The organism is Nostoc sp. (assembly GCF_036917235.1).
In the GTDB taxonomy this organism is placed as follows: Bacteria; Cyanobacteriota; Cyanobacteriia; order Cyanobacteriales; family Nostocaceae; genus Nostoc.
The window spans coordinates 1-14,263 of the sequence record NZ_JBALDU010000088.1 but is presented as its reverse complement, the minus strand read 5'-3'; the positions used below and the strand labels follow the sequence as shown (position 1 = coordinate 14,263).

The following is a 14,263-nucleotide window of genomic DNA, read 5'->3' as shown; positions in this document are numbered from 1 at the left end:
TAAGTCGAGTCAAGCCAATAAAATGCATTTTCACCAACTTAATACATGCGTACTATTCATTAGCGATCGCATTGTGCCAGTTGCGTAAGTCCTGTCTTGTTTGACTGCTTCTTCTGAGTACCAAATGGTAAACTGCCAACTATTATCCACGTTGGCAATGTTGGGACAAGTAGCCAGTATATTAACTATAAAAACACAGATGGTCGATATAAAGACATCGACGAGTCTGATATTCCAAGAATTTTAGGTGGGGCAAATCCACTTCTTTTAATTATATATACTGTTACTAAATCAAAAGTTTTTGACTTTGACTTAAACTTTCAAGAAAAGCACATACTCAAAATTTGTATGTGCTTTTCCTTGCCAAGATTGAAACTTAGTTATTAGATATTTTATTCCCTTTATACAATGAAAAATTTCAAGATTTAAACTCTACTACAAATAAGTGTATTTATGAGATTTTTTTCAACCTCTGTATTAAAGCTAACATATTCTGATGAACTGGTAAGTGTTTATATGCACCTCCAAATAAAGCATTCGGGTAATAAGCATCACGATACATTACTACATCATCTCCCTAACCTACTTTTTCTGCAAATTTTGGCTAAGCATCGAAGTAGGCTGTTGCTTGGATTGTTTCTTTTGTCATTCCGAACTTTTCTTCTTCATTTTTAATAGTCATTTCGTTAATCAAGTCGATATAAATTTTATCAAATATGTTACCTTGTACGCTAAAACTAAAACGACCTTTACTATATTTAGCCCAGAGTTCATTTATAGTAAGTAAATCTATACGTGGAATCCTCGAAAGTCCATATGTATTATCTTCATAAGCATTCCATTTCGATCCATATTTGGGATTAATAAGGCAGCCAAAAATGCATTTGGTTTCTAAATCAGCTTCTTCAAATAAGCTTGAAGCAAGTAATAGACGCAGTTTCCGGTAATCTATATCTGAAGATGAACTTAAATCATCATTTAACTGACTCTCATCTATTTCTGGAACCTTCTTAACAGGTTCTTGGGTTGTAGTAAAGTCCTGCTTGCTTAAGTAAACAACACCTAAAACAGTCACAACAACTATAATAAAAACTAATAATCCCATACCAGTTCACCATTATTTTATACAAATTTCTTACAATATCCGTGAATACCACAATACCTGTTGAAATCGCCAAGATATTACTACCGTTCGCTACGATTTTTACCAAGCCAGTTTGGAGTCAAGTGAAATTAAATGAATATTTATTTGTGGTTAAACTATTTATTACTTTTCATATCCCTTACTTCTTTTAAATCCTTTATTTTAGAGGTGACAAAAGCAAGTTTTTCCATGACTTTAGGATGGGACAGACAAAGATTTTTAACCGCAGTTCTAATTTAAACAGACTCTGGTGGATAGCAATGTTCAATAACTTTATTACCTTTTACTAAATGTTTATTGACAATAGTTTCAGCTACATTTGAGTTAACGCGAGTGTACCAAGTTCTATCATCAGAATAAAATACTACTGGCCCTTGTTGGCAAACTTCCAAACAACCAGATGTTCTTACTTCTATGTCTAAACCTGCATTTTCAACTGCGGATTTTAAAGCATCAAATGTGGATTGTCATTTGCGTGAAGGAAGACAGCGAGTAGAAGTGCAAACTGAGATATAAGAATGTTTGAGGGGGTTTTTAGTAAACGGTATAGGCTGGTTTCCCATTCCCAATACATAAATATCTCGTAGTTCCTCATAAAGAGCTAACTTTGATAAATTAGGCTTGCCTTCTGGTAATAAATTCTCACCTTATACATACGGATTTGGCAAGAAAATAGTCATGAGGTTTTCATCTGCACCATTCCAAAAATCAATTCCCCAACTTCTAGGGGTACCTTCTGCATTAAACCGTCGATAAAATGCAGCACGATTTACTTGACGTTGTTGCCTTAATTCTAAAGGAGTCTTACAATGAGGTCCACCTAAATTAGCCTCAATACATAAATGCAAATGCCAGCCTTCTGTAACTACTGTGAGATATCCATCATAGAGGATACAAATTTTGGGTGGAGCATTAAATTCTAATTCTAATACACCTCCTTGAACAATATGCCCTACCCCTACTTGCTGCCAATTTTGCTGAAATAAAGTGTAGAGTAGCGACGATAAAACATCGGTACTAGAATCAAAATATTCATATTCAATAGACCCCTCAGTAGATAAAGCCTCAATCACAACCTTATTTACTGGAGTTACCCAACAATTAAATTCAGTCATTCAAAACTCCTCTCTGCGTGAAAAAACTCTTGACTTCAAAACGTAGAACTCAACCCAACTTGAAAAACCCTCCCCCCATCAGGATAACCAGGAAATAATTGGTATCTCTGGTTAAAGATATTATCCAGACTGCCTGTTAATATTAAGTTATCACTGAGAGAAACCCGCATTTTGAAATCAAAAGTAGTATAACCAGACAAAAATTCTGTATTAATATTGTTTGTGGGATATGCACCCAAAGAATGCATCAGTATTCCAGCATATAAACCTTGAGAAGTTTCATAAGAAAGTCCTGCATTTAAACTATTTGCACCTGCGAATCGTAATTCTTTATCAACTTCGGCAGAATTTGTACTTTTCAAAATTCGGGGATCATTTGCTGTATAACTAACAAAGGCGTAGATATTCTTCGCTAACTGCAAATTTAAAACTGCTTCGATTCCCGTAGTACGAACCTTACCAATATTTTCATAAGTAGCTACCGGAACAGCAAAGTTATAGGCGATTAAATCTGATATTGTATTGTTAAAATAGGTCAAGCGCAATAAACTAAAATTGCCTAATTTTTGGTCAATTCCAATATCATAACTATCGCCTTTCTCTGGACGGAGATTAGGATTCCCAACGTAACTACCACCATTGGCATATAAGCTGAAAAGATTCGGCGCACGGAAATTTTTGATATAGTTAGCTGTGAGAGTGGTAGAATCTGTAAGTGCAAATTTTGCTCCTATACTTGGTGATGTAAAAGAGCCATTTGTCAAGCTGCTAAAATCCTGGCGTAAACCTAAGTTGGCAGTTAAACTAGGGGTAAAGTTAATTTCATATCTAGCAAATACTGCTCCTTGACTAATACTATCGTCGTAAGTGACTGTTTTTGTATTAGCAGAAAAATCGAATGTACTATTAGTAGCTGATACATTGCGATAATCAAAGCCATAAACTAGGGTTTGATTATTAGCAAAATTCCAACTGTGTTGTGTTTGCAATCCATAAGAAGTCTGCCCGTTATCATATCGTGCTTGGGATGAGTTGCGACTATCATAACGAGTGTTGAGGAAATCTGCGTAAACTCTGGCTGTTAGCAGTGAATCATCTCCACCTCCTAATTTTGAGTTCCAGGTTAAATCAGTGAGTACTTGGTCTGTGTATTTGCGATCGCTATCCGTCAATGAGTTAAAATAGCCTTGACCATATAATGGTTCAGGAATGGGGACTCCTCCTGGTACTCCTTGGTCTTTACCTAAATAGAGGGTTGAGAGGGTTAGGGTGTTGCGTTTTCCTAAATCCGCCTCCAACTTTACATTAAAGTTGTTGTAGACAACATCATTATTTTCCCTAGTTCCCTTGAAATTCGCTTCTGGGATAGAAAAAGGATAGTTATTTTCGGCTTCGGTACGGTTGTAACCTACAACCCAACCAATATTGCCGACTTTCCCACTATTACTGATAGTCTGTTGATTTAGTCCATACGCGCCAACGGTGACTCCCGCTTGTGTCGTCACTTTTTCTGTGGGACGACGAGTGATAATGTTAATCACTCCCCCAATTGCATCGGAACCATAAAGGGTAGAACCACCACCTGGTAATACTTCAACTCTTTCAACGATATTGGTGGTAAATTCTGAAAGGTCAAAACCACCAGAACCAAGATTATTAATTGGTCTACCATCAAGCAAAATCAAGACTTGTGCAGAGTTAGAACCCCGGATAAATTGACCACTTAAAGCGTTTACTTCTGTGCCAACTGTACCATCAGGTAAGATACCTGGAAGAAATTTTAGTGCTTCTCTGACAGTTCTAGCACCCTGCGCTTCCATCTCTTCACCCGTAATGTCGATAACAATTTTGATTCTCTATATCACTTACTAAATATGGAATTATACTTGTGCTACAGATAACACGCATAAACTAAATCCCCTAACTGTTAGTAAAGGGGACTTTGCGGACATTGTAGATTTAATTTCGTCAGGTGTCTTACATTCCTAACGTATTTTTGGGGAGGTTATAAAACAGAAGTTTTGCATTTCCTTTAATCTACATTCCTTAAGGTAACTGAGTTAATTTTGGTTGGTCTAAGTATGTATATACCAACTGAGAAACTTGACGAACAAAATCCCTACCTCTAGTGTCATTGTAAGGTCTTCTCACAAAAATGCCTGCTAAGTAACGCTTGCCATTGGGCATCTCAATAATACCTGCATCGCCAATAACAAATCCAATATCACCTGTTTTATGAGCAATTATTGCTCCCGAACCCAAACCAGCTGCCAGCAACTTTTTGTTATGGCAATGATTTAAAATGTCTATTGCCTGGGAGCGACTAGCATCTGAAATTAACTTATGATACTGAATCAATGCTGACAATTTTACTAAGTCGGCGGGACTGGTCGTATTAGTTCCCTTGAAATCTCCCAGTAAATGACGAATTACAGTATTTTTCAATCCCCAACTGTGAAACCGTTGATTTAATTTTGCCTTACCACCCAAACGGTCAATAATCATGTTTGTGGCGGTATTATCGCTGATGCTAATCATTTTGTTTATGGTTTGCAGCACAGTCAACTTGGTTCCCACACGTTGATACTGCAAGTCTCCAGAGCCACTTGCAACCAAGTCTCGCCGCATTACCAGGGTGTCATTTAGTTTGATATTACCCGCATCTATTCTCTCAAATAAAGCAATCAGAATTGGAAACTTAATCGTACTTGCGGCGGGAAATACTTTGTCGCCACTAATATCCAAATAGTTACCCGTCTCTAAATCCACAAAAAACATCCCTGGCTTGAGGAAACTGTAGCGAGTCATCAATGCATTAATTTGAGATTTTAGTTGTAGTATTTCCTCACCTAAAGGAACTACCCCAGCAAACATAGAAGCATTGATTGGTTTAGTGAGGATATCTGGTGGACTCAGTTTATTAATAGCTGCAATATCTTGTAAAGGCGCTTTATTTTGGAATAAGAGAACTTGGCGTTTTTGCTGGAGATTAGGGGTAATGGAAATTGGTGTTTGGGAGGATTGTTCGTCAGCCCCTATTCCCCATTCCACAATTCCCGTCGCAGCTATCTTTTCAATTGATGATAATTTTACAACCCAATGAGAGTTAGAATCTCTTCTGACTATTACACTTTGCGGAGAGACAGTGTAACCAGGTGCTAATTTAATTACGAGTCGGGTTGTCTGGGGGTCAAGCTGTGCTACCCGAATTTCTCGAATCTTTGAGCCAAAGTTTTGTTTGGTTGTCGGGTAGCTCAAAGTAGTTCCTGATAAGTCAATGACAAGCCTTTTAGGGTTATCAATAAAAAAAACTCTCGGTTGAATACCTGAGTCAGTGGTTAGGTCAAGCTGATTATGAATGGGGTCAAAGTGCCAGGATTCTAATCGAGTTGCTCTTGCAGGAGAGGATAGGAGCAAAATACTTATTAAGCTCAACAATAACCAGCGTAATTTCATACAGTATAGTGAGGAGAATATTGAATTTACTTACAGAGCTTTTCAGGGAAGTAAATCAAGTCATAACTGATTGAGAATCATAAGCAATAAAATATATAATGTCAAGGATTTTAGATAGTAAATGAAAGCTGATACAGTGAATATCGATTCTGCTTGATGAAAGTCGGTATAATTAAACTCACACCCGCTTAAAAAAACGGGTGGATAAAGCTTTCACAAATTACTCTATAAGCACCCATTAACTTGGGATTTTACTATTGAGTATTAGTTGATTGAGAATCATTCTGTGTCTTTTTATTTTTGCCAAATTGGGATGCTCCCGTTGTTTGAAACAACGGTATTCTTTACGCCTCGTTTACTCTCTCTAGGTCGATGGATTGTGCAGCTTGACGAAACGATGCTATCGACGTGAGGCGATTGGAGGGACAATCCCACAGAATGTATTTGAAGCAATCAGGAATATCTACCATTCGCAGCGTTTTTGCACTCCTAAGCAGGTGAACATTTTTATTGTGGCAAGCTTGGAGGTTGTAATTGGGGATTCTGTCGCAAAGATGATGAATGTTATGGTACCCGATATCGGCGGAAAACCACTTTAAAACGGTGGGTAACTCCAGATAACTGCTGCCCTTAATTGCTCCTTCGAGATAGTCCCACCCTTCAGTTTTGTGGGCGTAAGAACCATCAAAGTTGTGCTGAACAAAGAAGACACAGATGAGGATTGCCGCAGCACAAGTTAGCGTGATTGAGTAAACGCTCACGAAAAAACCAAATCCAAGTAAATACCCCAGAAAAATCCAGCTGCCGACTACACAAATGTTGTTGAACAACAGATGCCAAAACTCAGCCGCAGTGTACCAATTTCTAGACTTATGAGAGGAGATGATTCGAGGTAAATCCATAAAAGGATCTTGCTGCAAGCAAGTCAGTAGATGAGTTATAAAATCATATGTTCCGGCAATCAGGGCGAGTCTTGGCTTAATCGCGACATAGAAAAAACCTCCCGGAAAGATCATGAATGGGTGTCTCAGTAGTTCATAACGCCTTTGGGCAGATGGACTGAGGCGAGCAAACTCCTCGGTAGAGATTAATGCACTAGGACCGCGATAGCGTTGCCAATCACCGTTGGTTTTGTGGTGATAGGCATGTCCTCTTGACCACGGATATTGAGGTACTGCGTTAATCACCCCCAGAATAAAACCGATAATCCGATTAACCCTTTTTGAACGAAAGAGTGAATAGTGTCCGCAATCATGCATTAAAGAAAAACAACGCGCTGAAAACAGCGTCATCAAAACTATAATAGGCGGAAGCAACCAAAAAGAAATAGCAGCTGCTTTATATGCTAAAAACCATAAAAGCACATAAGGCACAACCGTATTCAGGATTTGATAAGTTGCTCGCAAGTCGCTGCTGTTCATGTAAGGACTCAGGACAAAATCCGACTTTTTCACTGCGGTTTCCATTAAATAAAACTTTCTCCTAGATGACTATCAATACTTCTCAGTTAAACATTTTTAACTCGGAATCGGGTTTGGGGAAAAGGTAAGGGTTAAAGGTTTTTTCTTTCCCTTTTCCCTTTTCCCCTTAACCGAGAAGTATTGAGATGACTATTACTCGCGTATTGCCTGTTTTAAATTTGTCAGCAAGACCTACATGACGCGAGTGGAAGGGGAGAACACGCGTCTGTGGCATTACTACCGCACGACTACACCGAAAAACCGCCCTGCTACTCCAAATCAATATAGATGTTGAAGTGTTCACTCCGCTTGCTGCTCAACTTTTTTGTTGTATCGGACAGTTCCTCTCCCGACTTAAATCATTACTCTTTCGGCAACGCCAGCGGCTGAAGTTCCTTTTGGGGTAAGTTGAAATAACTGGTAGCATCAGCCAGATGCTTTATTAGCGTGGATTGTGGTAAAGGTCCTTGCAAGTAATTCCAAGGTAAATACAATATCTGTTGACCAGTTATCATGAACGTAAAAATCTAGGTTAGGTATTTGTCCTTTAAGTTGTTTGAAAGCACGACGATAACTGCCCAAGGAGTCGCCATAATTACGGGTAAGTTCCAAAAGGTGGGATAGTCTGCGATCGCCCCTGGATAACAAAGCTTGAATGATTGACCAATTATAACTTTCCGGTCGAAAATCTATACCTTGCGGCTTAAGTTGTTTCTGTAAAAGTTGCAACCGCTTTTCTGCTTGCCGATTGACTCCAAACCACTGAAATGGCGTATGTTCTTTGGGAACAAAGGTGCTACAGCCAAATGTTAAGCGTAATCCTGGTACAGTTTTTTTCAGAGAGCGCATCATTGCCATAGTTTGTTCTAAATCCTCTGGTTCTTCACCGGGAATTCCTACCATTCCATAAAGTTTCAAGTTTGTTAATCCACCACCTTTAGCATTGATCGCTGCTTGGATAATTTCATCATTATGCAATTTTTTGTTGATAATTCTCCGTAAATTCTCTGAACCGCTTTCTACGGCAATTGTAAGCGATCGCGAATCTCGTTTCGCCAAAATTTCTGCTAATTTTACTGTTACGGTATTTGTCCGTACTGAGGCAATGCTAAGACGCACATCATCATACTTTGGCTGATTCAAATGATCGAGTAGTCTTTCAAACTCCGGATGCTGAGTGACAGAAGCCCCCAATAATCCGATGCGTTTTGTCACTGATATACCTTTTTCAATCGCTGGAATGAGAGAACCTTCCACACTTGCTATCCTAAAAGGAAGCGTTAGATAAATTGCCAGACAAAAGCGAAACATTTCTGGGCAACTTCTGACAACTTCCACCATATAAATATTTTCCCACGCGGCTTTTTCCGTCACAACTGTTGATGTTGAGAGGATATCTCCCCGATAGGTTTGCTTTTGCACTACGGCAGGGATTTCTGTTGAGATTGGTTGAATTGACTTGACAGCGCCGTCTAATGTATGATAGCATACCTCGTACAAACTAAGTACATATATTCCCGGTGCTTGTGCAAGTGCTTGCAGTTTAGTTTGTCGAGAGGCATTTCTGACTTCTTTGTAAACGTCGATAAAATTTCCTAGCAGGTTTTCGCCATCTCCTAGCAAAATGACATCAAAAAAATCTGCGAAAGGTTCGGGGTTAGCAGTGAGTACGGGACCGCCACCAAAAACTATGGGATGATGATCGCCACGGTAAGCTGCCCTGATAGGAATTTCTAAAGATTCCAATAAATTCAAAATATTGACATAATCCAGTTCCCAAGACATAGAAAAGCCGAGTATTTCTGGTTCTCGCGGAAGTTGTTCGTGGGTATCGGTAAACAGGCGACTCACCTGCATATCAGAACGCATCACTAAAGTTGCCCACACCACTTGATAGCCAAGGCTTGTTATCCCCACCGTGTAATCATTGGGAAAAGCGAAGATGGTGGGGATAGCGTCTGTGTTGGGAGTTGCGGGGGTAAAAAGCAAGCGTTCGGTAGCGAATACGGATGATGTCACAGGCATTTGTGTTGTAACTATACATTATTGTTGATTTTTAGCTCTTTTTTCATTGTGTTTTTGCTTCTATTGAGAGGGTGTGATGAGGTTGGAATTCTGCCCATTCCTTGCATACAGTTTGGTAACATTGGGGTGGTGTAATTGGTAATTTAGTTAAATAGAAAAACCCAGCTTGATGACCGTACTCCAATAAAAACACAACATCTTTTTGGGGATTATACTTATCTACAGCTTCGAGAATATGAGCATTCATGAAGTGTCTTTGTAACAGTACAGTATCGGGTGCTGCTAACCAAGCATTTAAGAAAGCTGTAAGATTTTTACGCGGGATAAAATGCGCTTTAATAGTTGGAATTTGTGAGTCCCATGTAATAATCTATCGCTGCATTTTGGTAGCGAGTTGCTTTGGGAATATTGCTTGATTTTGGCTTGAGCATTGAGGAATAAAGTAAGTATTAGGGCATTAAGCTTGGTTTAAATTCTGACCAACGCTTACAAACTTGTTCATAGCAATCGGGTGGAGTAATTTTTAGTTGGTGTAAAAAATTCACCTCAAATTGAGGATCTGCCTTTAGCACCAGAAGAATATCTTGATGGGGATTGTATGTTGCGATCGCAGGGAAAATTGATGAAATCATAGATGAACACATTGATTGCGATATGACTCCGCCATCCTGAAAAGAACGCAAGTAAAATCCAATCAAATCACAGGGGAGAAATTGCAGGGTGAAGGGAACTGTATCAAGACTTGTATTTGTAGGGTGAGTAACTTTAGTATCCACATCACAAATAACAACTCCCCGCCCAAATAATTGAAATCCTTTCCATCCTGTATAACCGATTACCAATATATTGTTATGGATAAAGCTGTTTTGCCAGTAGCCGAAATTTCCTTGCCAAACACTATTGGATGGTCGCATTGACTTCCTCCCCCAACACCAATGATTCAATGCGAACTTGCTCGAGTTCTCGTCCAATCAACACTAATCGCGTTTGACGGGGTTCGTGGGGTTGCCAAGTCCGATCGTAAAAGTAGTCAAATCGATTACCAACACCCTGTAATACCAAACGCATAGCTTTGTTTGGAACTGCTACAAATCCCTTAATTCGATAAATTTCTTGCTGTTGCACCAATGTTTGCAAGCGTTTAACTAAGACAGTCGGCTCAAATGACTGGTCTAACAGTAGTTGCACTGCATTAATTCCTTCATCATGTTCGTGGCCTTCTTCAGTATCGTGGTGACTGGGACGACTATCTAAGTTGTCTTCTACCGCAGCGTTGAAACCAAGCAATACATCGCCACTGATTTTACCATCCTGACAAGGAATGACTTTTACACCAGGGGATAAGTTCTGCTTTAGCCATTCTTGCACCCTAACTTGCGTTTGTTCATCAACGCGATCGCTCTTAGTCAGCAATACTAGATCAGCACAAGCCAGCTGATCTTCAAACAGTTCCTCAATGGGTGTTTCGTGTTCTAGGCTAGAGTCGGCTTGTCGCTGTGCTAAGAGGGCTGCTAAATCGCCTACATATTGATTAGTTGCTAAAGCTTCACAGTCCACCACAGTAATTACGCTGTCCACTGTAGCGCCTGTGCGAATCTCTGGCCAGCGAAATGCTTGCACCAATGGTTTTGGCAGTGCTAGTCCAGAGGTTTCAATTAACATACAGTCTAGGCTGGCGCGTCGCTGAAGTAATTCTTGCATCGCTGGAAGGAATTCTTCTTGCACCGTACAGCACAGACAACCGTTGGTGAGTTCAACAATATTATTGTTGGAATCTTCTTCATCGTCACAAACTTGACAGTCACGTAAAAGTTCGCCATCAATTCCGATTTCCCCAAATTCATTTACCAAAACAGCAATGCGTCGTCCTTCATTGTTTTGGAGTAAATGGCGAATTAACGTCGTTTTGCCTGCGCCTAGAAATCCTGTAATTACTGTGACGGGAATTTTTTGCATATAAAGTGTGTCGTTTGTTGATTAATCTTGCGATCGCAAGAAAGAAGGGGGTTGCATATTTGCGGGATGATTTTACTATTTTTGTGGGATGGGCAACATGAGCGTCCCTTGTATCTACGGGCGGGCAGGATGCCCACCCCACAAGAATCATCCCTTAATTCAGCAACGCCGAAAGAAGTTTTAACCGCAGATATCATGCAATGTTGCCAGCGTTAAAATCCAAATATTCATAACTTGCGATCGCTACCTAACCAAGCTTGAGGGATTTTGGTTGGCAAGGTTTCTGTCCATCAATTCTGTGCGTGAGTTCGCCCGCACAGCCCGGAACATTCCAAATCGGCACAGAAGAGCACCAAACGCCAAACGCATCAACAAAAACGTCGGCATCTCGCGCAGAGATTTAATGAAACCAGATAGACCAAAACACACTAATCCCTTTGGTCGAACCACTCCTTGCCAGATGGAATCTAACCAAGAAGGAAGCGTTTGTTCTGTCCAGTCTGCCGTAATTACCTCCCCCTCAACTAAGGAAGTCTCTGCCAAAAGCTCGGAAAAGCCTTCAATGCTGGAAAAAGCTGGATGAGACCACTGATCGAGAAGTTGGCGCATTACTGGTTTCTCCCAAAAATTTAGGGGCTTTTGGCGGTCATCCCTCTGATTCCAGTCAGCCACAACCAAGACTCCACCAGGCTTTAGCACCCGCATTAGTTCTCTAGCAAAAACCGTTTTATCTGGCATATGGGGGCCGGCTTCAATCGACCAAACCACATCAAAACTGGCATCTGGAAACGACAGTGCCATCGCATCATCGACTGAAAACTGTGCGTTTAGCCCAAAGGGTGTTAATTCCTGGGCGCGGTTAACCTGCTGTGGACTAATGGTAATCCCTGTGACAGCAAACCCATAATCTCGCGCTAAAATCCGGCTGCTACCCCCAATCCCACAGCCAACATCTAAGACGGTAGTACCAGGAGGTAATTTTTCTATTTCACTCCATTTTACCATTTCATGGACAAAATCAGATTTAGCAGCCAAAAAATCCTTGCGTCGCGGTGGTGAACCGTAATGACCGAGGTGAATGTGTTCCCCCCAATAAAACTCTACAATGCCGTCAAGTGTCCATTGATCGTAGGAATTGGCGACTGTGGTTGAGGATTGATACTTGCGGGCAGTCAGGAGATAAGCCGCAATTCCAATTACTAAAAGCAGAAGAAAACCAATTACAGAATATAATAAAGTTGACATTTTTTTGAACGCTCTTGTACACCTATTTGAGTCGATCTAATGGTTTACTTATTGCTGCTTGTCCCGAATCAGACGAGCGATGTCTTAACCGCCCAAGGTCGGCAATCGCAATATAAATCATCCGATACATTGACATTGCAATATTTTGAACATCTTGAATAATTTTCCCTTGAAGTAGACTGGGCTTGTATTTGCCTTGAGGGAGAGCCGTTTGTTTGACAAAGGGATGAATAGCAGTAGGAATCTTCCCAGTTCGGTGAAGATAGAATTTCGGCATGATAATTAACTGAAGTATTAATTTAGTAAATTAACAATTTCTATGGGAAATTGGGAAAGTATCTGTTCAGTATTGTCACAGGGCTATGTACGTCATACACGCCATTTACTACCTGTTTTGAACAACTTTTATCTGTTAGTTAATACAACGTTTTTTTGTTGCTGTGACTATTTGCAAGCGATACTCTCATCTGGAGTAGCAATAGCGATCGCTGCATATAAAGACACAACTTGTACCGGAAATTAATCCCTTTCCCTCTCATAGAAAGTCGTAATCTGTAGCGTCTTGATATGTGGGGCTATGAGAACGTAAGGCTGAGTAGTTGTAGAAATCTTTATCAAAATACTTATCTGTGCCTCGCAGATGTACAAAATTTACAAGTTCACTTCGGCGGGCATTCTGACTCACAAGGCAAGCCTTGATTACAGCTGCGGGACAGCGCCGGATTTACACCGGACTTTCCCCGTTTCCTCTAGCGGCTGTTCCCCACTAGAACCGAGATTCAATCTGAATACTAACACAACTGTGATTTGCTTGCATAAAAATCAATAGTCCATCTATACTGGCATTCGTCACCTGTTTTGGATGCTCAGGTATCGGAGCCTATATGCCAAAGCTATTGGTATTTTCGGATTTTATCGCGCAAGGCCGCGTGTTGGTGAATGGCTAGGTAAGGCAAGCAAAAGATAACCTGGAATTTTCCCAAGCTTCCACGATGGACAAAAAACATTACTATAGTGCGAAGACAAGGATCTCCACTATCGGCAATGAAGACAAAAACTAGGTAAAGCCAATGAATCAGGCGACTAGAAATGTCCTGTGCATGACGGGTATAAAAAAAAGTTTTTCCGGCGTGCCAGCGCTCTGGGGAGTGGATTTTGAACTGAAGGCAGGCAAAATTTATGCACTGATCGGAGAAAATGGTGCCGGCAAATCGACGCTTATCAAGATTATGACGGGGGCTTATCGACGGGACTCAGGTGTTATGGAGTACGACGAAAAAGCCGTTGCATTCCATAACCCGACCGAAGCGCAGGTGGCAGGTATCGTAGCCGTCTACCAGGAAATTCAACTCGTGCATTTCCGAACAGTTGCCGAGAATATTTTTCTTGGCAGGGAGCCTCATCGCTTCAGCATCATTGATAGACGGGCGATGAACGCTAGGGCGACCGATATCCTGGAGCGCCTGGGGTTGCATATCGACCCGCGCTCAGTGGTTGGGTCGCTGAATATTGCCCATCACCCGCGCTATATCCTTTGGGGCGCGGGTGCTGATCCTCGATGAACCCACGAGTTGGCTGACGGAAACTGAAGTTTCTGTTCTTTTTGATGTCATGCGGCGGCTAAAGTCGGAAGGGACATCCATCGTCTACGTCAGCCACCGTTTTGAAGAACTTTACGCCGTGTGCGATCGCTGCCACCGTCATGGGAGGAACCTTTCTCGCAGGGGGTCAGGGGAGCGTGTTTCCGACGCTAGTCGGTGTACTTTTACTAGGGCGTGTCATCAATTAAGCCAAATGACAGAAGCAGCCAGATAAATTGCACCCAAAAAGTTAGTAGCGCGTTTATCGTAGCGCGTCGCAAT

The 14,263-nt window shown here is 40.9% G+C and carries 10 protein-coding genes, 4 pseudogenes and 1 riboswitch; of the genes and pseudogenes, 3 read left to right on the top strand and 11 right to left on the bottom strand.

Annotated features, from left to right (window positions below):
* Positions 1-604 precede the first annotated feature (604 nt).
* The 5 genes and pseudogenes from V7K44_RS24670 to V7K44_RS24650 all read right to left on the bottom strand — a co-directional run bounded on the left by V7K44_RS24670 (position 605) and on the right by V7K44_RS24650 (position 7,181).
* Positions 605-1,105, bottom strand: a complete 501-nt coding sequence (locus V7K44_RS24670; RefSeq protein WP_334935317.1) for a GUN4 domain-containing protein — start codon at positions 1,103-1,105, stop codon at positions 605-607.
* Positions 1,106-1,380: 275 nt separating this feature from the next.
* Positions 1,381-2,259, bottom strand: a pseudogene (locus tag V7K44_RS24665) ((2Fe-2S) ferredoxin domain-containing protein).
* 35 nt (positions 2,260-2,294) lie between these two features.
* A pseudogene (locus V7K44_RS24660) lies at positions 2,295-4,094 on the bottom strand (TonB-dependent receptor); the annotation flags it as partial.
* 211 nt (positions 4,095-4,305) lie between these two features.
* Positions 4,306-5,715 carry a serine hydrolase gene (locus tag V7K44_RS24655; RefSeq protein WP_334935315.1) on the bottom strand — a complete coding sequence of 470 codons (1,410 nt, stop codon included), beginning with the start codon at positions 5,713-5,715 and terminating at the stop codon, positions 4,306-4,308.
* 344 nt (positions 5,716-6,059) lie between these two features.
* Entirely contained in the window at positions 6,060-7,181 is a 1,122-nt protein-coding gene (locus V7K44_RS24650; RefSeq protein ID WP_334935313.1) for a fatty acid desaturase, read from the bottom strand.
* Between the two features lie 169 nt (positions 7,182-7,350).
* On the opposite strand from V7K44_RS24650, the pseudogene V7K44_RS33290 reads away from it, so the two are divergent.
* Positions 7,351-7,565 (top strand): annotated as a pseudogene (locus V7K44_RS33290) (IS1 family transposase); the annotation flags it as partial.
* On the opposite strand, the pseudogene V7K44_RS24640 reads toward V7K44_RS33290, so the two are convergent.
* The 6 genes and pseudogenes from V7K44_RS24640 to V7K44_RS24615 form a co-directional block, all read right to left on the bottom strand.
* Positions 7,538-9,194: pseudogene (locus V7K44_RS24640) on the bottom strand (B12-binding domain-containing radical SAM protein). The pseudogenes V7K44_RS33290 and V7K44_RS24640 sit on opposite strands and share 28 nt — an antisense overlap.
* 49 nt (positions 9,195-9,243) lie before the next feature.
* The gene (locus V7K44_RS24635) at positions 9,244-9,447 is read right to left on the bottom strand and encodes a hypothetical protein (RefSeq protein WP_334935311.1); all 204 of its coding nucleotides are present in this window, start codon (positions 9,445-9,447) and stop codon (positions 9,244-9,246) included.
* A 202-nt stretch (positions 9,448-9,649) separates the two neighbouring features.
* Positions 9,650-10,114 (bottom strand): hypothetical protein, encoded by a 465-nt coding sequence (locus tag V7K44_RS24630; RefSeq protein WP_334935309.1) that lies wholly within the window; start codon positions 10,112-10,114, stop codon positions 9,650-9,652.
* On the bottom strand, positions 10,098-11,156 hold the full coding sequence (gene cobW, locus V7K44_RS24625) for a cobalamin biosynthesis protein CobW (protein WP_334935307.1): 1,059 nt from the start codon (positions 11,154-11,156) through the stop codon (positions 10,098-10,100). Before cobW ends, V7K44_RS24630 begins: the two co-directional genes overlap by 17 nt.
* A 243-nt stretch (positions 11,157-11,399) precedes the next feature.
* Positions 11,400-12,401 (bottom strand): methyltransferase domain-containing protein, encoded by a 1,002-nt coding sequence (locus V7K44_RS24620; protein ID WP_334935305.1) that lies wholly within the window; start codon positions 12,399-12,401, stop codon positions 11,400-11,402.
* 22 nt (positions 12,402-12,423) lie between these two features.
* Positions 12,424-12,678, bottom strand: a complete 255-nt coding sequence (locus V7K44_RS24615; RefSeq protein WP_334935303.1) for a hypothetical protein — start codon at positions 12,676-12,678, stop codon at positions 12,424-12,426.
* A 372-nt stretch (positions 12,679-13,050) separates the two neighbouring features.
* A riboswitch (cobalamin riboswitch) is annotated at positions 13,051-13,193 on the bottom strand.
* Positions 13,194-13,471: 278 nt separating this feature from the next.
* Between V7K44_RS24615 and V7K44_RS24610 the strand changes: the two genes are divergently transcribed.
* Positions 13,472-13,963 (top strand): ATP-binding cassette domain-containing protein, encoded by a 492-nt coding sequence (locus V7K44_RS24610; RefSeq protein WP_334935301.1) that lies wholly within the window; start codon positions 13,472-13,474, stop codon positions 13,961-13,963.
* Complete coding sequence (locus tag V7K44_RS24605) at positions 13,947-14,216, top strand: hypothetical protein (protein WP_334935299.1); 270 nt, start codon at positions 13,947-13,949, stop codon at positions 14,214-14,216. Before V7K44_RS24610 ends, V7K44_RS24605 begins: the two co-directional genes overlap by 17 nt.
* Positions 14,217-14,263 lie beyond the last annotated feature (47 nt).

Excerpts from the sequence above, each read along its gene's own strand:
- V7K44_RS24670 (WP_334935317.1), bottom strand. The coding sequence starts at position 1,105 with ATGGGATTATTAGTTTTTATTATAGTTGTTGTGACTGTTTTAGGTGTT.
- V7K44_RS24655 (WP_334935315.1), bottom strand. The coding sequence starts at position 5,715 with ATGAAATTACGCTGGTTATTGTTGAGCTTAATAAGTATTTTGCTCCTA.
- V7K44_RS24650 (WP_334935313.1), bottom strand. The coding sequence starts at position 7,181 with ATGGAAACCGCAGTGAAAAAGTCGGATTTTGTCCTGAGTCCTTACATG.
- V7K44_RS24635 (WP_334935311.1), bottom strand. The coding sequence starts at position 9,447 with ATGAATGCTCATATTCTCGAAGCTGTAGATAAGTATAATCCCCAAAAA.
- V7K44_RS24630 (WP_334935309.1), bottom strand. The coding sequence starts at position 10,114 with ATGCGACCATCCAATAGTGTTTGGCAAGGAAATTTCGGCTACTGGCAA.
- cobW (WP_334935307.1), bottom strand. The coding sequence starts at position 11,156 with ATGCAAAAAATTCCCGTCACAGTAATTACAGGATTTCTAGGCGCAGGC.
- V7K44_RS24620 (WP_334935305.1), bottom strand. The coding sequence starts at position 12,401 with ATGTCAACTTTATTATATTCTGTAATTGGTTTTCTTCTGCTTTTAGTA.
- V7K44_RS24615 (WP_334935303.1), bottom strand. The coding sequence starts at position 12,678 with ATGCCGAAATTCTATCTTCACCGAACTGGGAAGATTCCTACTGCTATT.
- V7K44_RS24610 (WP_334935301.1), top strand. The coding sequence starts at position 13,472 with ATGAATCAGGCGACTAGAAATGTCCTGTGCATGACGGGTATAAAAAAA.